Source organism: Rhodanobacter ginsenosidimutans (assembly GCF_042655685.1).
GTDB classification, from domain to species: domain Bacteria; phylum Pseudomonadota; class Gammaproteobacteria; order Xanthomonadales; family Rhodanobacteraceae; genus Rhodanobacter; species Rhodanobacter ginsenosidimutans.
Genome location: NZ_JBHSMM010000006.1, coordinates 18,576 through 41,756 on the forward strand (window position 1 = coordinate 18,576; position 23,181 = coordinate 41,756).

20 protein-coding genes and 1 riboswitch are annotated in these 23,181 nt (G+C 66.5%); of the genes, 7 read left to right on the top strand and 13 right to left on the bottom strand.

Annotation, left to right across the window (positions count from 1 at the left end):
• Positions 1-438, bottom strand: a complete 438-nt coding sequence (locus tag ACFPK0_RS15530) for a CopD family copper resistance protein (RefSeq protein WP_056085465.1) — start codon at positions 436-438, stop codon at positions 1-3.
• A gap of 202 nt (positions 439-640) precedes the next feature.
• Between ACFPK0_RS15530 and ACFPK0_RS15535 the strand changes: the two genes are divergently transcribed.
• The gene (locus ACFPK0_RS15535; protein ID WP_056085466.1) at positions 641-2,305 is read left to right on the top strand and encodes an APC family permease; all 1,665 of its coding nucleotides are present in this window, start codon (positions 641-643) and stop codon (positions 2,303-2,305) included.
• Positions 2,306-2,360: 55 nt separating this feature from the next.
• Here ACFPK0_RS15535 and ACFPK0_RS15540 read toward each other — a convergent pair whose 3' ends face one another.
• Together ACFPK0_RS15540 and ACFPK0_RS15545 are read right to left on the bottom strand one after the other, a co-directional pair.
• Entirely contained in the window at positions 2,361-3,953 is a 1,593-nt protein-coding gene (locus ACFPK0_RS15540; protein WP_056085467.1) for a hypothetical protein, read from the bottom strand.
• A gap of 28 nt (positions 3,954-3,981) precedes the next feature.
• Positions 3,982-4,428: a DUF3574 domain-containing protein gene (locus ACFPK0_RS15545; RefSeq protein ID WP_056085468.1), complete on the bottom strand. Its 447-nt coding sequence runs from the start codon at positions 4,426-4,428 to the stop codon at positions 3,982-3,984.
• A 301-nt stretch (positions 4,429-4,729) separates the two neighbouring features.
• Here ACFPK0_RS15545 and ACFPK0_RS15550 point away from each other — a divergent pair, with 301 nt between their 5' ends.
• Entirely contained in the window at positions 4,730-7,186 is a 2,457-nt protein-coding gene (locus ACFPK0_RS15550; protein WP_056085469.1) for a TonB-dependent receptor plug domain-containing protein, read from the top strand.
• A gap of 240 nt (positions 7,187-7,426) precedes the next feature.
• On the opposite strand, the gene ACFPK0_RS15555 is transcribed toward ACFPK0_RS15550, so the two are convergent.
• The 3 genes from ACFPK0_RS15555 to metX all read right to left on the bottom strand — a co-directional run bounded on the left by ACFPK0_RS15555 (position 7,427) and on the right by metX (position 10,783).
• Positions 7,427-8,506, bottom strand: coding sequence for a homoserine dehydrogenase family protein (locus ACFPK0_RS15555; RefSeq protein ID WP_056085470.1), 1,080 nt, complete (start codon positions 8,504-8,506; stop codon positions 7,427-7,429).
• Positions 8,503-9,690 carry a cystathionine gamma-synthase gene (metB, locus tag ACFPK0_RS15560; RefSeq protein WP_056085471.1) on the bottom strand — a complete coding sequence of 396 codons (1,188 nt, stop codon included), beginning with the start codon at positions 9,688-9,690 and terminating at the stop codon, positions 8,503-8,505. The genes ACFPK0_RS15555 and metB overlap by 4 nt, the downstream gene beginning before the upstream one ends.
• Positions 9,691-9,760: 70 nt before the next feature.
• Positions 9,761-10,783, bottom strand: a complete 1,023-nt coding sequence (gene metX, locus ACFPK0_RS15565) for a homoserine O-succinyltransferase MetX (protein WP_056085472.1) — start codon at positions 10,781-10,783, stop codon at positions 9,761-9,763.
• A gap of 80 nt (positions 10,784-10,863) precedes the next feature.
• A riboswitch (SAM riboswitch) is annotated at positions 10,864-10,984 on the bottom strand.
• Between the two features lie 142 nt (positions 10,985-11,126).
• On the opposite strand from metX, the gene ACFPK0_RS15570 reads away from it, so the two are divergent.
• Both ACFPK0_RS15570 and ACFPK0_RS15575 read left to right on the top strand, forming a co-directional pair.
• The gene (locus ACFPK0_RS15570) at positions 11,127-11,762 is read left to right on the top strand and encodes a peroxiredoxin (protein ID WP_056085473.1); all 636 of its coding nucleotides are present in this window, start codon (positions 11,127-11,129) and stop codon (positions 11,760-11,762) included.
• Positions 11,763-11,879: 117 nt separating this feature from the next.
• Positions 11,880-12,896 carry a cysteine synthase A gene (locus ACFPK0_RS15575; protein WP_377342012.1) on the top strand — a complete coding sequence of 339 codons (1,017 nt, stop codon included), beginning with the start codon at positions 11,880-11,882 and terminating at the stop codon, positions 12,894-12,896.
• On the opposite strand, the gene queA is transcribed toward ACFPK0_RS15575, so the two are convergent.
• The 5 genes from queA to ACFPK0_RS15600 form a co-directional block, all read right to left on the bottom strand.
• Positions 12,897-13,937 carry a tRNA preQ1(34) S-adenosylmethionine ribosyltransferase-isomerase QueA gene (queA, locus tag ACFPK0_RS15580; protein ID WP_056085474.1) on the bottom strand — a complete coding sequence of 347 codons (1,041 nt, stop codon included), beginning with the start codon at positions 13,935-13,937 and terminating at the stop codon, positions 12,897-12,899.
• A 102-nt stretch (positions 13,938-14,039) separates the two neighbouring features.
• Positions 14,040-14,642, bottom strand: a complete 603-nt coding sequence (locus ACFPK0_RS15585) for a response regulator transcription factor (RefSeq protein ID WP_377342014.1) — start codon at positions 14,640-14,642, stop codon at positions 14,040-14,042.
• A gap of 70 nt (positions 14,643-14,712) precedes the next feature.
• On the bottom strand, positions 14,713-15,921 hold the full coding sequence (locus ACFPK0_RS15590; RefSeq protein ID WP_377342016.1) for a sensor histidine kinase: 1,209 nt from the start codon (positions 15,919-15,921) through the stop codon (positions 14,713-14,715).
• Positions 15,922-15,962: 41 nt separating this feature from the next.
• Positions 15,963-16,742 (bottom strand): ABC transporter permease, encoded by a 780-nt coding sequence (locus tag ACFPK0_RS15595; RefSeq protein ID WP_377342018.1) that lies wholly within the window; start codon positions 16,740-16,742, stop codon positions 15,963-15,965.
• Positions 16,743-17,672 carry an ABC transporter ATP-binding protein gene (locus tag ACFPK0_RS15600; protein ID WP_377342020.1) on the bottom strand — a complete coding sequence of 310 codons (930 nt, stop codon included), beginning with the start codon at positions 17,670-17,672 and terminating at the stop codon, positions 16,743-16,745.
• 281 nt (positions 17,673-17,953) lie between these two features.
• Between ACFPK0_RS15600 and ACFPK0_RS15605 the strand changes: the two genes are divergently transcribed.
• The 3 genes from ACFPK0_RS15605 to upp all read left to right on the top strand — a co-directional run bounded on the left by ACFPK0_RS15605 (position 17,954) and on the right by upp (position 20,539).
• Positions 17,954-19,450 (top strand): aminotransferase class III-fold pyridoxal phosphate-dependent enzyme, encoded by a 1,497-nt coding sequence (locus tag ACFPK0_RS15605; RefSeq protein WP_377342022.1) that lies wholly within the window; start codon positions 17,954-17,956, stop codon positions 19,448-19,450.
• A 137-nt stretch (positions 19,451-19,587) separates the two neighbouring features.
• On the top strand, positions 19,588-19,812 hold the full coding sequence (locus tag ACFPK0_RS15610; protein ID WP_082520302.1) for a PsiF family protein: 225 nt from the start codon (positions 19,588-19,590) through the stop codon (positions 19,810-19,812).
• A gap of 82 nt (positions 19,813-19,894) precedes the next feature.
• Entirely contained in the window at positions 19,895-20,539 is a 645-nt protein-coding gene (gene upp / locus ACFPK0_RS15615; protein WP_377342025.1) for a uracil phosphoribosyltransferase, read from the top strand.
• Between the two features lie 109 nt (positions 20,540-20,648).
• Here the strand turns inward: upp and pip are convergent, their stop codons facing one another.
• Together pip and ACFPK0_RS15625 are read right to left on the bottom strand one after the other, a co-directional pair.
• Positions 20,649-21,605: a prolyl aminopeptidase gene (gene pip, locus ACFPK0_RS15620; RefSeq protein ID WP_056085481.1), complete on the bottom strand. Its 957-nt coding sequence runs from the start codon at positions 21,603-21,605 to the stop codon at positions 20,649-20,651.
• Between the two features lie 70 nt (positions 21,606-21,675).
• Complete coding sequence (locus tag ACFPK0_RS15625) at positions 21,676-23,067, bottom strand: FAD-binding oxidoreductase (protein WP_056085482.1); 1,392 nt, start codon at positions 23,065-23,067, stop codon at positions 21,676-21,678.
• Between the last annotated feature and the right edge of the window lie 114 nt (positions 23,068-23,181).

The window sequence follows — 23,181 nt, forward strand, 5'->3', positions numbered from 1 at the left end:
TTACAAGTAGAACATGGTCTTGGCGAGAAACACGATGCCGACCATCAATGCCAGCACCACGCGATGCGTGTGCTTGAAGCGGCATACGTCCATCTTCCCATGGCGCATCGCCCACATCGCATTGACGAACACGCCCAGCACGGCGAACGCCAGCACCACCTTCAGCAGCAACCAGTTGCCGAAGCGCGAACCCACGCAGGCAAAGCCGTCACAGCGGATGTCGAACAGCACGCCGCCGCTGACGAAAAGCAGGATCACCACCACCGGCATGAAGCGCCGCACCCGCGCCATCACCGCCTGTTCGATGCGTTGCATGGTGGCCGTGTCGAACCGCTTGTGCAGCGACTCGACCACCAGCACCTCGAACGCCACCGCGCCCACGAAGATGATGGCGCAGGCCAGATGGAGCAGAACGATCCAGGGATACCAGACAGACATGGAAGCACCACCAGCGCGCGACGAGGTCACCACTATCTGCCGCTCCACCGATAGCTGCCATGACTTGCATCAGCCCCTGCCACGCCGCGTCGTGCCCAGGCAACGTCCCGACCGCCCATGACCACTGGTAGATGACAGCCGTCGCGTGACTCTGCAACCATCGGACTCTTTTTTTGGCGTCAGCGCCCGCACAGGAGCTTCCATGTCCCAAGCCAGCCAGATCCGCCGCGATGTGGGGCCATTCGCCCTGATGCTTACCGGCCTGGGCTCGATCATCGGCTCGGGCTGGCTGTTCGGGGCGTGGCGGGCGGCGCAGATCGCCGGGCCGGGCGCCATCTGGGCCTGGGTGATCGGCGCGGCGATCATCATGACGGTGGCGCTGACCTACGCCGAGCTGGGCGCGATGTTCCCCGAATCCGGCGGCATGGTGCGCTACGGCCATTATTCGCACGGCTCGCTGGTGGGTTTCATCGCGGCCTGGGCGAACTGGATCGCCATCGTCTCGGTGATCTCGGTGGAGGCCGAGGCCTCGGCGCAGTACATGTCGTCGTGGAAGTGGCAGTGGGCGAAGGATCTGTACCACCAGATGCCCGGTGGCCACGGCGAGCTGAGCACCAATGGCCTGCTGATCGCGGCGGCGCTGGTGGTGATGTATTTCCTGTTCAACTTCTGGAGCGTGAAGCTGTTTGCGCGCTCGAATACGGCCATCACGCTGTTCAAGCTGGTGATCCCCGCGCTTACCGCGGTGCTGCTGATCGCCAGCGGTTTCCATGCCGAGAACTTCGCCGTGGGCATCCACGGCGAACTGCACGAGACCGACTTCCCCTCGATCCTCACCGCGGTGGCAATCGCCGGCATCGTGTTCAGCTTCAACGGCTTCCAGAGCCCGGTGAACCTGGCCGGTGAAGCGCGCAACCCGGGCAAGAGCATCCCGTTCGCCATCGTCTGCTCGATCGGGCTGGCAACCGTGGTCTACGTGCTGCTGCAGGTGGCGTTCATCGGCTCGGTGCCGCGCGAGATGCTGGCCGACGTGGGCTGGCACGGGATCAACTTCAGCTCGCCGTTCGCGGACCTGGCGATCATCCTGGGCATGCAGTGGCTGGCGACATTGCTGTTCATCGACGCGGTGGTCAGCCCCAGCGGCACCGGCATGACCTATACCGCCACCACCGCGCGCATGCTCTACGGCATGGAGCGCAACGGCACGCTGCCGAGCATCCTGGGTCGCGTGCACCCGAAATGGGGCATACCGCGCCCGGCGATGTGGGTGAACCTGGGGGTGTCGTTCCTGTTCCTGTTTTTCTTCCGCGGCTGGGGTTCGCTGGCGGCGGTGATATCGGTGGCGACCATCATTTCCTACCTTACCGGCCCGGTCAGCGTGATGACGCTGCGCCGTACCGCGCCGGAGTTGAACCGCCCGCTGCGCCTGGCCGGCCTGTCGGTGCTGGCCGGCATCGCCTTCATCATGTCCACCGAGCTTTTGTATTGGGCCAAGTGGCCGCTGACCGGTGAAATCATCCTGCTGATGGTGGTCGCGCTGCCGGTGTATTTCTATTACCAGGCCAAGTCCGGCTGGCACGATTTCGGGCGGCAGATGAAGGGCGCCTGGTGGCTGGTGTTCTACCTGCCCACGCTGGCGCTGGTCTCCTGGGCCGGCAGCACCACGTTCGGCGGCAAGGGCTACCTGCCCTACGGCTGGGATCTGGTGGTGGTGGCGGGCATCGGGCTGGTGTTCTACCAGTGGGGCGTGAAGAGCGGCTGGCGCACGCCATCGGTGGAAGCGGCGCAACTGGAAGCGCGCCTCGATCCGAATGCACCGCTGGTACCGCCGGACGAGGAGACGGCCGAGCGGATTACCGGACACTGAGTCGTACCCCTTCCGATCGACGCAAACGCGCGGCCACGAGCCGCGCGTTTGCGTCTCAGCGTGCCGCACCGGCGCTGCGCCGCGCGTCGCCCAGCGACAGCAACACCAGCACCACAGCCAGCACCAGGTAGGCCCCGGCGAACTGCCACACCACGCCCTGCAGCGGCACGTCGAGCAGCCACGGCAGGTAGATGCCGCCGGACAGTTCCACCGAATGGATCACCCCGAACAGACTCAGCACCGCGCCCAGCAGCAGGATCAATGCGGCGCGCAACGGGCGCGCGTCGATCAGCGCCACCACGAAACTCGCCCAGATCATCGAAGTGATGATGAAACCGTTGCCCAATACGGTGATCACCGCCAGCTCGGAAATGCCGTGTGTGCCGTCGTTGAACAACTGCGCAAAATGCTCCGGCGACACATAGGTCGGATCGCTGAGCTTGATCGTCAGCATCCGCGCGATCGCCGGGAAAAAGCTGAACACCACCGCCGCGGCGTAACGCACCGGCGTGGCCTCGAACGCCTGCACGGTGATGCCGATGGCCACGAAAACCAGAATCGGCGCCAGCACCGGCAGCGGCAGCAGCTCGACCAGGTTGGACAAGTAGCCGAAGATGCCGCCCAGCCCGATCACGATGCCGGTAAGCAGCGTGTAACCGCTGCGCGCGCCCATCGCCTTGTACGAGGGCTGGCCGATGTACGGCGTGGTCTGCGCCACGCCGCCGCAGAAACCCGCCGCCAGCGTGGCCAACGCCTCCACCAGCAGGATGTCGCGGGTCGAATAATCATCACCGGCCGCGCGCGCACTCTCGGTGACGTTGATGCCGCCCACCACCATCAACAGGCCGAACGGCAGGATCAGCGGCAGGTACGGCACCACGTAGGCAAGCCCGTTCACCCATTGCAGCGTCGGCCACGGCAGCGCGAAACGCCACTGCCACGCCGCCGGTGCGTGATAGCCAGCGCCCAGCCAGCCCAGCGGACCAAGTACGTAATACAGCAACGCGCCGACCACGAACGCCACCAGCACGCCGGGCAGCCCGAACGGCATGCGCGCCCTGGCCACCAGCGCGTACAGCACCACGCCGAGCCCGGCAAAGCCCACCACCGGGATCTTGAGGATCTCCACCAGCGGCAGGAAGCCCATCAGCACCAGTGCAATGCCGGCGATGGAGCCGAGCAGGCCGGCGCGTGGCACGTGCCGTTGCACCATCGCACCGAAGAACGACAACACGAACTTCAACACGCCCATCACCACCAACGAGGCCATGCCCAATTGCCAGGTGGCGATCGCCGCGGCATGTTCGTCCATGCCACCATGCTTGAAGCCGAGGAAGGCCGGCCCCAGCACCAGCAGCGCCATGCCGATGCTGGTGGGCGCATCCAGCCCCAGCGGCATCGCGGTGACATCGTCGCGCCCGTTGCGCCGCGCCAACCGGCGTGCCATCGCGGTATAGGCGAGGTTGCCCAGCAGCACACCGAACGCGGTGCCGGGAAACATGCGCAAAAACACGATGTCCGCGGGAAAGCCGAAAATGCCGATCAGCGCCGTGGCGAGAAAGGCCATGATGGACAGGTTGTCTACCACCAGGCCAAGGAAGCCATTGAGGTCGCCGGGAGCAAACCAGCGGTTGCGAGAAGTAGTCACGAGGGAAGCCTGCAGGTGGAGGGGCGATTCAGAACGACACGTCGGCCGGCTGCGTCACGCGCAGTACCGACTGGTCACCGGTGCGCTGCTTCCACGCCGCGCGGATCGCCTCGACCTTGGCGCGGTTGGCCGGCGTGTCCGGGTAATCGATCACCAGCATCTTCGAGCGCAGCCGCTCGGGACTGGTCTGCTGCTTGCCCTGCCACTGGCCGTAGACGTCGATCACGCTGAGCCCGTCGGGGAAGCGCGTGCTGACCTCGTGGTCGAGGAACTCCCGCCAAGCCTGCTCGCTGATGCCCTGTTGCGGCTGGTCGGCCAGGCCCAGGCCGAAGTACAGCCGTGTATCGACCCAGCCCTGCGTCTGCGCCGGATGCGCGGCATCGCCGTGCAGGACGGCATTCGCGACGCCCGGTTGCGTCGCGCAACCCGCCAACAGCGCCGACAGCAAAAGAGCCGAAAACAAACGAAATTTCATTAGCACATTCCCGATGATCATTTGGACGTCTATACGTATAGACGGGTTTGGCGATAGAGTATTGGCAGCTACGGCACCGCGAGGCAACACCTATTTCTCGCCCGCGATGCAGCTACCCCAGGGATCCGCACGACATGCATCACCATCATCGCCACAAAAAGCCGCCCATGCACCAGTGCATGACGTCGCGGCGCTGTTGCTGTCGCTGAGCCCCTCTGCGACGTCCGGGCGTCGCCTCCCCTACCCGCATCCCCGCCATCGCTTCCCCGTCGATGGCCCCGCACCATCCAAGGAAACGCTCATGTCCTTCGCCCCCGTTCTCCCGCGGCACCACCGCCTGTACACCGCCGTGCTGCTGGCCGGCCTTGCCGCCTTACCGGTCCACGCCCAGCAGGCGAACGCCAGCCAGGCCCAGACGCTGCAACAAGTGGTGGTGACTGGCGTGCGCGCCAGCAGCCGTACCGCGCTGGAATCACCGGTGCCGATCGACGTACTCACACCTGACGACCTGCGCAGCGCCGGCGCACTGAACGGCGAGCTCGGCCAGGCGCTGGCCACCCTGCTGCCCTCGTTCAACTTCCCGCGGCAGTCCAACTCCGGCGGCTCCGACCACGTGCGCGCCGCGCAGTTGCGCGGGCTCTCGCCCGACCAGGTGCTGGTGCTGGTCAACGGCAAGCGTTTCCACACCTCGGCGCTGGTCAACACCGACACCAAGATCGGCCGCGGCACCACGCCGGTGGATTTCAACGCGATCCCGATCAGCGCGATCAAGCGCATCGAAGTGCTGCGCGACGGCGCCGGTGCGCAATACGGCTCCGACGCCATCGCAGGCGTGGTCAACATCATCCTCAAGGATTCGCCCGAAGGCGGCGAGCTGGAGAGCAGCTACGGCGCCAACCACACCTATTTCGCCCCCAGCCAGCAAACCATCACCGACGGCCAGAGCAGCTACGGTGCAGCCAATTTCGGCACCCGACTGGGCGGCAGCGGCTTCCTGCGCGCAGGTGTGGAAGTGACCCACCACGACGCCACCAACCGCGCCGGCCTGGACACCGTACCGGACTGGCTGGCCGATCCCACGCCGGCCAACCTGGCCCTGCGCGGCCAACGCAACTACGCGGCCGGCGACCCGCAGAGCGAGAGCTACAACGGCTGGCTCAACAGCGAGATCCCGCTGGGCGACACGGCCAAACTGTACTGGTTCGGCACTTATACCCAGCGCCACACCATCGGCGACAACTATTTCCGCTACCCGGACAGCAGCGCCAACATTCCCTCGATCTATCCCGAGGGTTATCGGCCCGAATCGCTGGGCCACAATCGCGACGTGCAAACGGCGGCCGGCGTGAAGGGCACTGCCGGCGAGTGGAGCTACGACGGCAGCGTCAACTGGGGCAGCAATGCCTTCGATTACGACCTGCGCCATTCGCTCAACGCCTCGCTGGGTGCGGACAGCCCCACCGCGTTCCACATCGGCAGCTACCGCTTCAACCAGGGCAGCGCCAACTTCGACGCCAACCGCGCCTTTGACGTGGGCGAGCGTGCGTTCACCCTCGCCGTGGGCGGTGAATTCCGCCGCGAAACCTTCGTCACCCATCCGGGTGACCCGGCCTCTTATGCGGTCGGTCCGGCACTCGGCGCGCCGGCCGGCGCACAGGCCGGCGGTGGCTTGCAGCCACAGGATGCGGCCAATCTTTCGCGCCGCGTCAAGGCGGTATACGCGGAAGTTTCCAGCGACCTCACCGATCACGTATTCGTCGATGCCGCCACCCGCTACGAGCATTACAGCGACTTCGGCGGCAACTGGAGCGGCAAGCTCAGCGCCCGCTGGGAATTCGTTCCGGGCTTCGCGCTGCGTGGCGCGGCCTCGAACAACTTCCGCGCACCGTCGTTGAGCCAGATCGGCTTCGAGTCCACCAGCACCGGCTACGGCGCCGACGGCAAGCTGGTCACCGGCCGCACCCTGTCGGTGAACAACCCGATCGCGCGCGGCCTGGGCGCGGTGCCGCTGACGCCGGAGAAATCGCGCAACTTCAGCCTGGGCCTTACCGCGCAGCTTGGCGGTGGCTTCGATGCCAGCCTGGACGTCTATCAGATCAGCATCGACAACCGCGTCACCCTGTCGCAAACCATCCGCAGCGACGGCCTGGAGGACTACATCCTGCAGCAGTTCGGCGTACCGGGCGTGCAGAGCGTGGCGTTCTTCACCAACGCGGTGGACACGCGCACCCGCGGCGCCGAACTGGTGGGCAACTACCGTACGCCGCTGGCCGGCGGGCAATTGCTGCTGACTGCCGCGTACAGCCACAACAAGACCGATATCCGCAAAGTGCGCGACACGCCGGCGCAACTGACAGCAATCGGCACCGGCAACGTGTTGTTCGGCGACGAGGAGCGCAACACGCTGACCGACGCCGCGCCACGCCAGTGCGGCTCGTTCAGCGCCCGCTGGGACACCGCGCGCTGGGGACTGCTGGGCCGGGTGATCCGCCAGGGCGCCACCACCCGCGTGTTCGATTTCGGCGACGGTTACGAGCCGACGCAGACTTACGCGGCGCGCTGGCAGCTCGACGCCGAGCTGGCATTCCACGCCACGCCTCGCTTCACCCTCGCGCTGGGCGGCTACAACCTCACCAACCAGTACCCGACCCGCTCCAACAGCGACATCAACTACGCGGAGAATTTCCCGTACGACGTGATCTCGCCGATCGGCAACAACGGCGCCTACTGGTACGGCCGGGTGCGCTACACGTTCTGAGTTCTGACGAAGCGCTCCCGCCTTGCGCGGGAGCGGCTCTTTGCCTGTGGACAATCCCTCGAACAACCCCTTCACCGGGATCACGAGTCATAACCCGCGGCTAGTCGAGGCCCCCTGCACGAGCGCACCCTGTGCGCGATGCTCCTTGCCATATGCCCCATCGAAAATCCTTTCCGTGGGCGTGTGGCAGAATGGCATCGCGCACCGGGTGCGCTCCTACAAAGACGCTCGCGGCGGGGCTCAGCCCAACGCCAACACGTCGCCCAGCAGCGCCTGCGCCGTCACTTCCGGCCCGGCGCCGGGGCCCTGGATCACCAGCGGCGTGGTGTTGTAGCGGGTAGTGGTGAGGGCGAACTGGTTGTCGGTGCCGTTGAGGCGGGCGGCCGGATGGGTGGCGGCGACTTCCACCAGACCCACGCGGGCGCGACCGCGCTGGTTGAGACGGGCCAGGTAGCGCAACACGTTGCCGCGCGATTGCGCATCGGCATGGCGGGCGGCCAGCGGCGCGTCGAGTTCTTCCAGGCGGGTCAGGAACTGCTCGGTGTCCAGATCGCGCAGGGATTCGGGCACCAGGCTCTCCACGTCCACCTCTTCGCTGCCCAGCGCGAAGCCGGCATTGCGGGCCAGGATGAGCAGCTTGCGTGCCACGTCTTCGCCCGAGAGATCGGCGCGCGGATCGGGCTCGGTGTAGCCGAGCTTGCGCGCGTCGCGCAGCAGCGCGGAAAACGGCTGGCTGCCGTTGTACTGGTTGAACAGGTAGGACAGCGAGCCGGAGAACACGCCTTCCAGCGTGAGCAGGCTGTCGCCGCAGCCGAGCAGGCGGCGCAGCGTGGAGATCACCGGCAGGCCGGCGCCGACGGTGGCGGCATCGCCATAGCTGCCGCCATGGGCACGGGCCGTCTGCAGCGCGCGCCAGCCGGAAAGATGGCCGCCGGCCAGCGACTTGTTCGCCGTGACCACGTGATAGCCGCGTGCCAGCCAGTCGGCGTGACGCGAGGCCAGCGTGGTACAGGCGGTGGCGTCGACCACGACCCTCAGCTCACTGCCGCTGGCGTCCAGCGCCGCGAGCAGGGCGTCGTCATCACGCGGCTGGCCATGCTGCTGCCAGGAGCCGTTCAATTCGCGCGAAGCGATGCCGTCCGCGTCGATCTGCTGCTGGCGCGAATTGGCCACGCCGATCAGGCGTACGTGTTTCGCCACCGGGGTTTTCAGCAGCTCCAGCAGGGCGCCGCCCACCACGCCGGTGCCCAGCAGCACCAGCGCGATATCGGACGTTTTGCGATGGGCGAACGGTGATGCGTCAGTGGCCGGCACACTCATGCGCTGACCCGACGTTTGGAGAGCACCGCCTGGGCGCGTTCCAGCGCACCATCGAGATCGCGCAACAGATCGTCACCGTCCTCGATCCCCACGGACAGGCGCAGCAGGCTGTCGGCGATGCCGGCCGCGTGCCGTGCCTCCGCCGCCATCGAGGCATGGGTCATCGAGGCGGGATGGGCCACCAGGCTTTCCACGCCACCCAGCGACTCGGCCAGCGAGAAATATTCCAGGCCGTTGACGAAGGCCTCGACCTGCTGCAGGTCGCCATCCAGCTCGAAGCTCAGCATCGCGCCGAAGCCCTGCTGCTGGCGCGTCGCCAGCGCATGCCCGGCGTGACTCGCCAGGCCCGGGTAGTAAACCTTGCGCACGGCACCGTGCGCCTCCAGCCGTTCGGCGATGCGCGCGGCGTTTTCCTGATGCTGGCGCAGGCGCACCGACAGCGTGCGCAAGCCGCGCAAGGTGAGGTAGCTGTCGAACGGCGCGCCGGTGAGGCCGTTGCAGTTCGCCCACCACTTCAACTGCTCGAACACGGCCGCATCGCGCGCCACCACCGCACCACCGACCACGTCGCTGTGGCCGTTGATGTACTTGGTGGTGGAGTGCAGCACCACGTCCGCGCCCAGCAGCAAGGGCTGCTGCAGCGCCGGCGACAGGAAGGTGTTGTCCACCACCACCAGCGCGCCGACCGCATGCGCCGCCTGGGTGACGTGGCGCACGTCGGTGATCCGCAGCAGCGGGTTGGACGGCGTCTCCACCCACACCAGCGCCGGCTTGGTGGCCAGGCCGCGGGCCAGTGCCGCCGGATCGGTGAGGTCGGCGAACTCGAGGGTGAAACGGCCCTTCTTCGCCCAGGCATCCAGCAGGCGCCAGGTGCCACCGTAGCAATCGTGCGCCGCCAACACCTTCGCGCCGGCTGGCACCAGCTCCAGCGCGCACGCCACCGCCGACATGCCGCTGGAGGTGATCACGCCGCCCGCGCCCTGCTCCAGCTCGGCCAGCGCATTGCCCAGCAGGTCGCGCGTGGGATTGCCGCTGCGCGAGTAGTCATAGACGCGCTTGTTGCCGAACCCGGCGAAGCTGTAGTTGCTGGACAGGTGCAGCGCCGGCACCACGGCGCCGTGCTGGGTGTCGCTCTCGATGCCGGCACGCACCGCGCGCGTGCTGGGGGCGGATGTATCGCTCATGGGGTTCTCCGGATTACGGGTGTAGCGGCAGGTGCGCAAAAGGTTGAAGGCGGGCAGTCCGTGGCGGCGTTCATCGCAGCGCCTGGCGCAACAGCGGCACGAGTTGTTCGGGCTCTTTCAGGAACGCGTCGTGGCCGTACGGCGACTCGACCACTTCCAGCGTGGCCGGCCCGTGCAGCCGACGCTGCAGCTCGCACAGATCGGCCAGCGGTACCAGCCGGTCCGACGGAAAGCCGATCAGCGTGGACGGCGCGTGGACCTGTTCGGGCGCCACTTCGTGCAGGTCGATCGATTCGGACAGGGCCAGGAAGCGGTCGGCGTCGAAGCGCTCCACGAAGCGCTGGCCGGCATGGTCGAGGTAATCCTCCACCGGGAAATGAAAGCGGTCGCCACGCCACTGCGGCTCACCGGAGAAGCGGCGGCCGAACTCGGCGCTGCCACGGTAGGTGGTCATCGCCAGCTGACGCGCCAGCGACAGTGCCTGATCCACCTGGCCGGTGGACTGGCCCATGCGCACGATGCCGCGCTGCACGCTGCGCTGGGCGGTGGACAACGGGTGCGAGCGATGGGCACCGGCCAGCAATACCAGCCGCCCCACCTCGCGTGGGTGGCGCTGGGCAAACGCCAACGCGGTCATCGCGCCGTAGGAAGCGCCCACGAAGGCATGCAACTGGGTAATGCCCAGCGCCTTCAGCAACGCGGCCAGCGCGTCGGCCTGGTCTTCGCTGGATACCGCCTGGGCGTTCAATTCGTTCGGGGTCAGCCAGTCGATGGCCAGCACCCGGTAGTGATCCAGATCCACGCCGCCGCCGGCGGATACCAGCGACTGCCACCAACCGGGCTTGCCGGCCTCATCCAGCGAGGTGACGTCGCGGTTGGCCGAAATGCCGCCCAGCACCACAACCGTCGGCGCATCGGCCGCGCCGCACCACAGGTAGCGCACGTCGACTTCACAAGGGCCGTTACCGTACTTCGGGGTCAGCGTCAGTCGCCGGCTGCTGCGCTGCGCACCGAGCTCGCCACGCGCACGCGTCGCCGGAAACTCCACGATGGAGGCAGTGTGGGCCGGGCTGATTTCGGGCTGGCGGGTCATGCGGATCTCCGATCATCATCGTCTTGCGAAGACCGGAAGGGCCGCCCGGCGCAACAGGCGGAATCGCCGGTTACGCATGACGCCCATCTACCGGTTGATGCCGATCCGGCACCTCCGCAGGAGTTGGCACCGTCGCGAAATACATCCTCGCAGGTTGCCCCGGCATCCAAGGGCCTGTCCCTCCGCCGGTCTCGATGAGTGAAGCGCACACTAAATGCTTTATAGGGTGCTGTCAATAGCCGTCTAAACATCTAAACGCATATATGTTTATTCGAACATGCCATTAGCCTTTGACGCCCCGTAGACGCATCCTCGTTGGCACCAACTACCGGAGAACCTTTCCATGAGCCTTCAGCTTGGCGACACCGCCCCCGACTTCACCATCGACTCCACCGCCGGGTCGACCAATTTCTACGAATACGCGGGCGACAACTGGGTGGTGTTCTTCTCCCACCCGAAGGATTTCACCCCGGTATGCACCACCGAGCTGGGCGCGTTCGCCCGCCGCAAGGGTGAATTCGACGCCCGTGGCACCAAGCTGATCGGCCTGTCGGTCGACTCCGTGGACGATCATCACGGCTGGGCCAAGGACATCCAGGATGTCGGCGGCACCGCGCTGAACTACCCGCTGCTGGCCGACCAGGAGCGCAAGGTCGCCGGCCTGTACGGCATGATCCATCCGAAGGCCGATTCCACCGCCACCGTGCGTTCGATCTTCTTCATCGACCCGAAGAAGAAAGTGCGCACCGTGCTGACCTACCCGGCCAGCGCCGGCCGCAACATCGACGAAGTGCTGCGCATCCTCGATTCGCTGCAGCTCACCGATGGCCGCAAGCTGACCACCCCGGTCGACTGGAAGGCTGGCGAAGACGTGATCATCGCCCCGTCGGTGTCGGACGAAGAGGCCAAGGCCATCTACCCGAACGGCTGGAAGACCCTGAAGTCCTACCTGCGCCTGGTGCCGCCGCCGGCCGCCTGAACGCGATCGCTGCGTGACACCCGTGCCTCCATCCGCCCTGCGGGTGGGGGCACAATCGTTAAGGCGTTGCCTTGAACATGCATCACAATGAAAACTTTCGTCACGGCCACACCGCTCATGAGCATTAGTCCCGACCTTTCCGCCAGCGTGGGACACACCCCGCTGGTACGCCTGCGCCACGCCTCCGAACTGACCGGCTGCCATATCCTGGCCAAGGCCGAGCTGCTCAACCCCGGCGGCTCCATCAAGGACCGCACTGCGCTGGGCCTGATCCTCGATGCGGAACAGCGCGGTGAACTCCTGCCCGGTGGCGTCATCGTGGAAGGCACCGCCGGCAACACCGGCATCGGCCTGACCCTGATCGGTGCCAGCCGCGGCTATCGCACGGTGATCTTCATGCCGGAGACGCAGAGCCGCGAGAAGATCGACACCTTGCGGGTTTCGGGCGCTGACGTGCGGCTGGTACCCGCCGTGCCGTACAGCAACCCCAACCATTACGCGCATCACGCCCGCGCCTACGCCGAGGCGCTGAACAGCGCCAAGCCCGGCAGCGCGTGGTTTGCCAACCAGTTCGACAACACCGCCAACCGCGATTACCACGAAGCCACCACCGGCGTGGAAATCTGGGAGGACACGGCGGGAAGGATCGACGGCTTCGTCTGCGCCGCCGGTACCGGCGGCACGCTGGCCGGTGTGGGCCGCGCGCTGAAAGCGCGCAACGCGGCCGTGCGCATTGCGCTGGCCGACCCGGCCGGCTCGGCGCTGGCGCACTTCATCAACGCGGGCGAACTGCTGGCGAGCGGCAACTCCATCAGCGAGGGCATCGGCTCCAGCCGCATCACCGCCAACTTCGCTGACGCGCCGATCGACCTGGCCTGGTCGATTCCGGATGACGAATCGGTACCGCTGGTGCATCGCCTGCTGCACGAGGAAGGCCTGTGCGCCGGCGGCTCCAGCGGCGTCAACCTGGCCGGCGCGATCCGGCTGGCGCGCGAACTGGGCCCGGGCCACACCATCGTCACCATCCTGGCCGACGCCGGCACGCGCTATCAGGCCAAGCTGTTCAACCCGCCGTTCCTGCGCGAAAAAGCTATCCCGGTACCGGCCTGGCTGGACCAGGCGTTTCCGGCCTGATCAGCCGGCACCCGCCGGGCGCGGCAGGATCAGCATCGCATCGCCATAGGAGAAAAACCGGTAGCGCTCCGCTACCGCGTGGCGATAGGCGTCGAGAATCACCTCGCGCCCGGCCAGCGCCGACACCAGCATCAGCAATGTGGATTGCGGCAGGTGGAAGTTGGTCAGCAGGCCATCGATGCTGGTGAATGTGTAGCCGGGGAAGATGAAGATCTGCGTCTCGCCCGCGAACGGATGCAACTGGCCATCCTTGCTGGCGCTTTCCAGTGCGCGCACCACCGTGGTGCCCACCGCGATCACCCGCCCGCCGGCGGCACGGGTGCGGCGGATCTGCTCGATCAGGTGCGCGCCCACGTTGAGCCACTCGCGGTGCATGTGGTGGTCTTCGAGATTGTCCTCGCGCACCGGCTGGAAGGTGCCGGCACCCACGTGCAGCGTGATGTAGCCGGCATCAACACCGCGCTCGCGCAGCGCGTCCAGCGTGGCCTGGTCGAAATGCAGGCCCGCCGTGGGCGCCGCCACGGCGCCGGGTTCGCGCGCGTAGACGGTCTGGTAGCGCTCCAGGTCGCTGGCGTCGGGATGCCGCGCGATATACGGCGGCAACGGCATTTCACCCAGTTTGAGCAGCAGTTTTTCCAGCGGCTCGGGCGCCTCGAAACGCAGGTGGAAGAATCCCTCGTCGCGCCCCAGTACCACCGCGTGGCTGCCATCGGCCAGTTCGATGCGGCCGCCCACCTTCGGCTTCTTGCTGACACCCAGTTGCACCGTGGCCTCATGCGCACCGGTGACGCGCTCGATCAGGATCTCCACCGCGCCGCCGGTGCTCTTGTGCCCAAACAGGCGCGCAGGCAATACCCGCGTGTCGTTGAACACCAGCAGATCACCCGGCTGCAACATCTGCGGCAACTCGCGAAACATGCGGTCCTGCAGCGCGGGTGCGGAGGCGTCCAGCAGCAGCAGGCGGCTGGCGGAGCGCTCGGCCAGCGGCGCCTGCGCAATCAGCTCGGGCGGCAATTCAAAATCGAAATCGGACTTCTTCACTTGGGGACTCGGGTAACGCCCGCGCGTGGCGGGAAACAGGACATTATCCCGCAGCCGGCGACGGCCGGCACGCCCGGAAACAAATGCGCCCCCGCGCCAACCTCAAAGCCAGCCCTTCTGACGCGCCAGCCGATAGGCCTCGATGCGGTTGTTGACGCCCAGCTTGCCGATCGCCTCGGACAGGTAATTGCGCACGGTGCCGTGCGACAAATTCAGTTGCGTGGCGATGTCGCCCGCGGCCTGGCCTTCGCCGGCCAGACGCAATACCTGGCGTTCGCGGTCGTTCAACGGGTCAGCCTCCGACCACGCTTCCAGCGCCAGTTGCGGATCGATCGCCCGACCACCGCGGTGCACGGTGCGCAAGGCCTCGGCCAGGTTCTCCGCCGGCGCGTCCTTCAGCAGATAACCCGATACGCCCGCATCCAGCGCGCGGCGCAGGAAGCCAGGGCGCGCGAAGGTGGTGACGATGACCACCTTGATCGGCAGCTCCTGGCGCTGGATGCGCTGCGCCAGCTCCAGCCCGGTCAGGCCGGGCATCTCGATGTCGGTAACCAGTACGTCGGGCCGCAATCGCTGCAGCTCACGCCAGGCGGCTTCGCCATCGGCCGCCGAGCCCAGCACCTCGATGTCTGATTCCAGCCCGAGCAGGGCCGACAGCGCGCCACGCACCATCGCCTGGTCCTCGGCCAGCAGGATGCGGATCATGCCGCGACTCCGCGGCTGGCAGCGTGGCGTGGGGCGATGGAGGCGTTCGAGTTCGACAAGCGGGGGATGCTCATGCGGCCGGTTGCTCCGAAGCGGTGGCGGTATGGTCTGGCGTCGCGTCGGTAAACGCGGACGATGTCTCCACCAGGCGCAGTGTGGGCACCGGCACGCTCACCTTCAGGCACGTGCCCCGGCCTCGCGGCGAGTCGATCGTCAATGTGCCGCCCAGCGCCCGCACCCGCTCGCGCATGCCGCTCAAGCCATTGCCGTCGCTGTCGATGCCGCCGCGCCCGTTGTCACTGACCTGCATGCACATGCGGGCGTGTTCGTGCACCCACTCGATCCGCGCGCGACTGGCCGCGGCGTGACGCGCGATATTGGTGGCCGCCTCGCGCAGCACCAGCGACAGGCCGCGCTCGATCTCGCCGGGCAATGCCGGTGGCGAACCGTAATCCAGATGCACCATCGAGGACGCCAGCAGCAGCCGCGCCGATGCCAGTTCGGCGGCCAGGTCGGCGGTGCGGATACCGGTTACCGCGCTGCGCACTTCGGCCAGGGCGTGACGCGCGACTTTCTCGGCATCCTCGATCTCGCGCCGGGCCGCCTCGCTATCGCGGTCGAACAGCTTGCGCGACAGCTCCAGCTTCAAGGTGATCAGCGACAGCGTGTGGCCCAGCAGGTCGTGAAGATCCCGTCCGATGCGCTCGCGCTCGGCGGTCGCGGCCAGCCGGCGCACCTCGTCGTGGGAGAGCTGCAGTTGGGCATCCTTCTCTTCGTTGACGCGCTCCGCGTTGATCACGATGCCGACGATGAACGAAGTCACCGGGATGGTGAATATGGCCTGCCACGGATACTGCAGCAGCCACGTTTCCAGCAGCAGGGTCGCGTTGAGCACCGTCAACCACCCTAGGTACGAATAGAACCGCATGCGGCACACGCGCAGCATCACGCAGCCATAAACGAAATAGGTCAGGCCACTGGGATACCACGGCACCAGCACCATGCTCAGCAGCACCATCGCCAGCGCATAGCCGCGCGCCATCGACCGGGGCGCCACCACACTCTGGTAATACAGCAGAAGAAACACCGGGTAGCTGACCAGGGTGCAGACCAGCCAGCGTGTGTTCCAACCCTCGCTGCTCCACAACGGCGTGACAAACAACCAGAACGACCAGAGCAGGTGCACGGCATGCACCCACGGCGATTTGCCCTGCCGAAAGGCAGCCGCCGCCAGCGAGTCCGGTGCCGGCAGAAAAAATGCCGCAATGCGTCGATTCATGCCGCCTCCCTCGCCGAGCGTTCGAGCCTTGCCATGCTACTTCAACCGTGCCGGCGCAGACGCCGCGCCGCCAGCAGCGTGAAGCCCGCAGTGACACCCAGCAGCACCATCAGATGGCCCGCCAGCGGCTCGTCGTTCATCCCCACCGACGCCAGCGCCAACCTGTCCAGGTGATAGGCCGGCCACACCGGCGCGATCTGCTGCAGAAACTTCGGCAGCATCGGCAGCGGAAACCACAAGCCGGACATGAACGACATCGGCAGATAGATCAGCTGCAGCATGCCCGGCGCGCCCTGCCCCTTGATCAGCGTGCCCACGAACATGCCCAGCGCGCAGAACGGCAGCACGCCCAGCACACCGGTAAGCAGCAGCGCCGCGGCCTGGGCCAGGCTCAAGGTCACATGTCCCAGCGAGAACGCCATCGCCAGCAACAGCAGGATGACAACGCCCGCAGCGGCCATCGCCATCAGCATCTTGCCCAGCAGATACGCGCCCGGCGGCATCGGCAGCGCGCGCTTGAAAGTGAGCAGGCCACCATCACGCTCCAGCGCCAGCGACACGCCAAAGCCGAACAGGCCCGGGCTCATCACGCCGAACACGCCATAGCTGGCCAGCAGGTAGCGCGCCGCATCGGCACCGTTCGATTTCGCCATCAACACGCCGAACAGCAGGTAGAACATCGCCGGAAACAGCATGATCGGCAGCATGAAACCGGGCGCCCGCATGTAACGCAGGCACTCGCTGCGCGCTTCTTCGAGATACGCGCCAATGACACGGCGACGCGGCATGGCGTGGGCATGGGCAGACAGGGCGATTTCCATTCAGGCGGCCTCGCGTTGGTCGGTGCCGGCTGTTTCGGCGGCATCCCGGGTGAGTTCGGTGAACGCTTCGGCCAGGCCGGCGCGCTGCACCTCCAGTTCGCGCAATTGCAGGTCGGCCGCCAGCAGGCGGCGCACGACCGCCTCGGCATCGGCGGCCGTGATGTGCAGGCGCTCGTTGTCCTGCTGCACGTCGGCGATCTCCGGCCAGGCGCGCAAGGTGTCGATCGACAACGTGCTCGCGCAGCGGATGCGTCGCAGCGCCACCCGCGCGCGCAAGGCGTCGACCGTGCCTTCGTGGATCACGCGGCCGCGCGTCATCACGCAAACGCGATCGGCCAGTGCCTCGGCCTCTTCCAGGTAATGCGTGGTCAGCAGCACCGAGCAACCTTCGGCGATCAACTGACGGATCGCCGCCCACAGTTTCTGGCGCGCATCGATATCCATGCCCACGGTGGGCTCATCCAGAAACAGAAGCTCGGGCCGGCCACACACCGCCAGCGCGAATTGCACGCGCCGCTGCTGGCCGCCGGAGAGTTTCGCGTAGGGACGCCGCAGCAGGTCGCCGATGCCGGCCATGGCGGCGGTTTCCTCCAGGCGGCGCGGCGCGGGGTAGTAGCTGGCCGTCAGTCGCAGCAATTCGCCCACGCGCAGGGTCGGCGGCAGCTCGGCACTCTGCAGCATCACGCCGATGCGCCGGCGTGCCCCGATGCGCTGCGGATCCATCCCGAACAGCTCGACCGTGCCCGCATCGGCCCGCGCCAGCCCCAGCAGCAGACCGACGGCGGTGGTTTTTCCGGCCCCGTTGGGGCCGAGCAAGGCCAGCAATTCGCCGCGCTGCACCACGAGATCCACGGCATCCAGCGCGGTCTGCTGTCCGTAGCGCCGGGTGGCGCCCGCAAGGCGTGCAACGGGGCGTGAGGCAAGGTCCATGACGATCTCCGTGAGGGTGATTTATCGTGCACGGCACAAGAATTTCCGGGCAGTTGACGGCGTCAGCCATCACCCGTGACAGACGTCATGCGGGGGTACCGGGCGCCTGCGGCGCACGTTATCCTGCCGGGAACGATGTCGGTTTTTCCCCGCGAAACCTGGCTGCTGACGCAGAAAAACAAGCTCGGAAATGCCGGTTACCGCGTATCCCTTCCCGATACGTATTCACCCACTGGCCACTCCGGGCAACCGTCGGCCAGCGGATCGACGGAGTAGTTCAGATGGGCGTGATCGATCAGTTGCGCGAGCTGCGCGAATTCGGCGGCAAGCCGCGGACCACCGGCCTGGATGACGCCAGCATCGAGCGCATGGCGGCCAACGATCCCGCGCTGGCCGAAGCGGTCGCCGAAGCGGTGGCGCGCCATCGCGAGCTGCGCACCGACATGGCCGATTTCCTGAAGCTGGACGAGGGCGATCAACTGACCCGGGCGCAGGCCCGCTTCGTCAACTTCTACCCGGACGACGCCATCAACCCGTATCTACCGGCCGCCGCGCGCGGACCGTGGGTGGTGACCCTGAAGGGCGCCGTACTGCACGACAACGGCGGCTACGGCATGCTGGGTTTCGGCCACAACCACCCCGCGATCCTGGCGGCGCTGGCGCGGCCGCAGGTGATGGCCAACGTGATGTCGCCCAGCGTGTCGCAATGGCGCTTCACGCAGGCCATGGATGACGAGCTGGGCCGTCGCCGCGGCGGCAATCCGTACGCGCGCTACCTGTGCCTCAATTCCGGCTCCGAATCGGTGACGCTGGCCTGCCGCATCGCGGACGTCAACGCCAAGCTGATGACCGACGCCGGCGCGCGTCATGCCGGGCGCACGATCAAGCGGGTGGCGGTGAAAGGCGCGTTCCACGGCCGCACCGACCGGCCGGCGCTGTATTCCGATTCCAGCCGCAAGGCCTACCAGCAGAACCTCGCCAGCTATCGCCACGAGGACAGCGTGCTCACCGTGGCGCCTTACGACGTGGAGCAATTGGAACAAGTATTCGCCGAAGCGGACCAGCATGGCTGGTTCATCGAGGCGATGTTCCTGGAACCGGTGATGGGTGAAGGCGACCCCGGCCGCGCGGTCACCCCCGCGTTCTACAAGGCCGCGCGTGCATTGACCGAGGCGCACGGCAGCCTGTTGCTGATCGACTCCATCCAGGCCGGCCTGCGCGCCCATGGCGTGCTGTCGATCACCGCCTACCCCGGCTTCGAGGAGCTGCCGCCACCGGACATGGAGACGTTCTCCAAGGCGCTCAACGCCGGCCAATACCCGTTGTCGGTGTTGGCGGTGACCGAGCGCACCGCGGCGCTCTACCGCAAGGGCACCTACGGCAACACCATGACCGCCAACCCGCGCGCGCTCGACGTGGCGCTGGCCACGCTCGACCAGCTGACCGATGAGGTGCGCGAAAACATCCGCGCCCGCGGTCGCGAATTCGTGGACAAGCTCAACGCGCTGAAGGACGAGCTGGGCGGCCTGATCACCAAGGTGCAAGGCACCGGCCTGCTGTTTTCCTGCGAGCTGGCGCCGCAATACAAGTGCTACGGCGCCGGCTCGATCGAGGAATACCTGCGCGAGCACGGCGTCGGCGTGATCCACGGTGGCGTCAATTCGCTGCGCTTCACGCCGCATTTCAAGGTCACCAGCGCCGAGGTGGATCTGGTGGTGGCCAGCGTGCGCAAGGCCTTGCTGGAAGGGCCGCGCATCGCCGGGGACAAGGCCGCCTGAGTCGCAACGCGGCGACGGGCGACAAGGCGACGCTGCGGAATACGGCGCCGCCATCAGGCTTTTCCCACGGCCATCACCCCTCCGTCGAATCAGACTCGCAGTGGCCGGCAACCGCCGGTCACAAGGAGGATTCAAGGATGTCGATCTCATTGCGTGTACTGGCCGCCAGCGCGGCGCTGGCGTTCGCCGGCAGCACCCTCGCCGCGGCGCCGAAAACCGAGGCACCGCCGGTCAAGCACCGCACCGCGCAACAGCAGCGCATGGCCGATTGCAACAAGCGCGCGACCGGCAAGAAAGGCGATGAGCGCAAGGCGTTCATGAGCTCCTGCCTCAAGAAAAAGGCCGCGCCGGCCACGCATTGAATGAATGAACCACGGCCCCGCGCAGGTGCATGCGCGGGGCCGCTTGGTTAAGCTCGAATGCCACGCAAAACGGCGCCCGCACATGAAGATCGTTGAAGTCCGGCATCCGTTGATCCAGCACAAGCTGGGCCTGATGCGCCGCGCAGGCGTCAGTACCAAGGATTTCCGTGAGTTGGCCACCGAAGTGGCCGCGCTGCTCACTTACGAAGCCACCAAGGACCTGGAAACCGCCGAGGAAACCATCGAAGGCTGGGCCGGGCCGCTGCGGGTGCACCGCATCAAGGGCAAGAAGATCACCATCGTGCCGATCCTGCGCGCAGGCCTGGGCATGCTGCCCGGCGTGCTCGACATGATCCCCTCGGCCAAGGTCAGCGTGGTCGGCGTGCAACGCGATGAAGACACGCTGCAACCGGTCGCCTACTACGAAAAACTCAGCGGCCGCATGGACCAGCGCATCGCGCTGATCGTCGACCCGATGCTGGCCACCGCCGGCACCCTGATCGCCGCCGTGGACATGCTGAAAGCCGCCGGCTGCACGCGCATCAAGGGCCTGTTCCTGGTCGCCGCGCCCGAAGGCCTCGCGCGCGTCGAGGCGGCGCATCCCGACATCGAGATCTACACCGCCTCGATCGACCAGCGACTCAACGAACATGGCTACATCCTGCCCGGCCTCGGCGATGCGGGCGACAAGATCTTTGGCACCAAGCAGCTGTCACCGAACGATTAACCCGGAGTCGCCTCGTTCCTGTAGGAGCGGCTTCAGCCACCATGCTTTTGCCTCCCGAAAAACAAGAGCATCGCGGCTGAAGCCGCTCCCACAAAGGGCGGCAAAGCCCTCAGCGGCCAAACCGGTCGGTCGCCTCGATCAACTCATGCAGATTGCCGGGCTCGAACGCAGAATGACCCGCGTCCTGCACGATGCGCAGATCCGCCTCCGGCCATGCGCGATGCAAGTCCCACGCGCTGCGCAGCGGACAAACCACGTCGTAGCGGCCCTGCACGATCACGGCGGGGATATGACGGATGCGGTCCACATTGCGCAGCAACTGGTCGTCGTGTTCGAAGAAGCCGCCGTTCACGAAGTAATGGCATTCGATCCGCGCGAACGCCAGCGCGAATTCGTCCTCGGCGCTGGACTGGATATGCGTGGCGTCCTGCCACAGGAAACTGGTGGCGCCCTCCCATACCGACCAGGCGCGCGCCGCCGCGACACGCGTGTCGGCGTCGGCGCTGGTGAGGCGGCGATGGTAGGCGCTCATCAGGTCGCCGCGCTCCACTTCGGGAATGGCGCCGAGATAGGTTTCCCACGCATCCGGATACAGCGCGTTGCAGCCGTGCTGGTAAAACCATTCAAGCTCCTGCCGGCGCAGCATGAAGATGCCGCGCAAGACCAGCTCGGTGACTTTCTCCGGATGCGTTTGCGCGTAGGCCAGCGCCAGCGTGGAACCCCACGAGCCGCCGAACACCTGCCAGCGGTCGATACCCAGGTGCTCGCGCACGCGCTCGATATCGGCCACCAGATCCCAGGTGGTATTGCCGCTCAGTTCCGCGTGCGGGGTGGACTTGCCGCAACCGCGCTGGTCGAACAACACGATGCGGTAGACCGCCGGGTCGAAGAAACGCCGGCATTTGGGATTGGTGCCACCGCCCGGGCCGCCGTGCAGAAACACCACCGGCTTCCCATGCGGGTTGCCGCACTGCTCGTAGTACAGCGTATGCAGTTCGGACACCTTGAGCATCCCGCGATCGAACGGCTCGATCTCGGGGTACAGCGAACGGCGTTCCGGGGACATGGCAACTCCTGAGGCGATGAAGCCTCGCAGGCTACCATCCCGAGAATCAGCGCGCCGCAGGCAATGGCGCTCAGCCGGCGGTCATTACCTTGCCGGGATTGAGGATGCCGTTGGGGTCGAACACCTGCCGCACCCCGCGCATCAGGGCGATTTCCGCCGCACTGCGGGTGCTTTCCAGGTAGGCGCGCTTGACCAGGCCGATGCCGTGCTCGGCCGAGATGCTGCCGCCGTGGCGGTGCAGCGTTTCGGCCAGCAGCTTGGTGACGTGCTCGCACTGCGCGATGAATGCGTCCTCGGCCAGATCCTCAGGACGCAACACGTTGATGTGCAGGTTGCCGTCGCCGATGTGGCCAAACCACACCACCTCGATGTCCGGATACTCGCGGCCCAGCAAGTCCTGCATTTCGTGCAGGAAAGCCGGCACGGCGCTGATGCGCACCGATACATCGTTCTTGTACGGCTTGTGCGCGGCCAGGCTCTCGGTGATGCCCTCGCGCAGGCGCCACAAGGCGGTCGCCTGGCTCTCGCTTTGCGCGATCGCGCCGTCGCTGACCCACCCCTGCTCCATCGCGTGCTCGAACGCCGCCAGCGCCGTCTCCTGCGCCAGCTCGTCAGCCGCATCGAACTCGGTGACCACGTAATACGGGTAGTCACCATCGATCGCCCGCTGCGCGCCGTGGGCCAGCACGTGCTTCAACGCGATATCGGTGAAGAATTCGAATGCCTGCAGATTCAGGCGCTGGCGGAACAGCGCAAACACCTGCATCAAGGCATCCATGTCCGGCAATGCCAGCAGCATCACCTGCGACGGCGGCGGCGGCTCGGCAAGTTTCAAAGTGGCTTCCACCACAATGCCCAGCGTGCCTTCGGAACCGATCAGCAACTGGCGGAAATCGTAGCCGCTGGAGTTCTTGATCAGGCCACGGTTGAGGTCGAGCAACTCGCCGTTGCCGGCGACGACCTTCAGGCCGGCGATCCATTCGCGCGTGTTGCCGTAGCGGATCACCCGGATGCCGCCGGCATTGGTGGAAATGTTGCCGCCGATGGAACACGAGCCACGCGCGGCGAAATCCACCGGGTAGATCAGATCATGCTCCTGCGCGGCCTCGTGCACCTTCTGCAGGATCACGCCAGGCTGCACGGTGAGCGTGCGGTCCACGGCATTGAAATCCAGCACCTGGTTCATGCGCTCCAGGCTCAGCACCAGCTCGCCGTTGGCAGCCACGGCGCCGCCGGAAAGCCCCGTGCGTCCACCCGACGGCACGATTGCCACGCGCTCCTCGTTGGCCCAGCGCACGATCGCCTGTACTTCGTCGATGTTGGCGGGCAACGCGATGGCCAGCGGCGCCGGCGTCCAGCGGCGGGTCCAGTCACGTCCGTAGTATTCAAGTTCCGCCGGGGTCGACAGCAGGCGCAGTCCGGGCAGGCGGGCGGCGAGCCCGGCGAGGCGAAGATCAGTCATCAGAATTCCAGGTGGTCAGCGGAAGCGTGGCAGCCCGGGTTGGGGCTGTCCAGTGCTGCGCTGCGACAAAAGGACAAATTCGTGGCATAGTATAGACGTCCATTTACCCTAAGG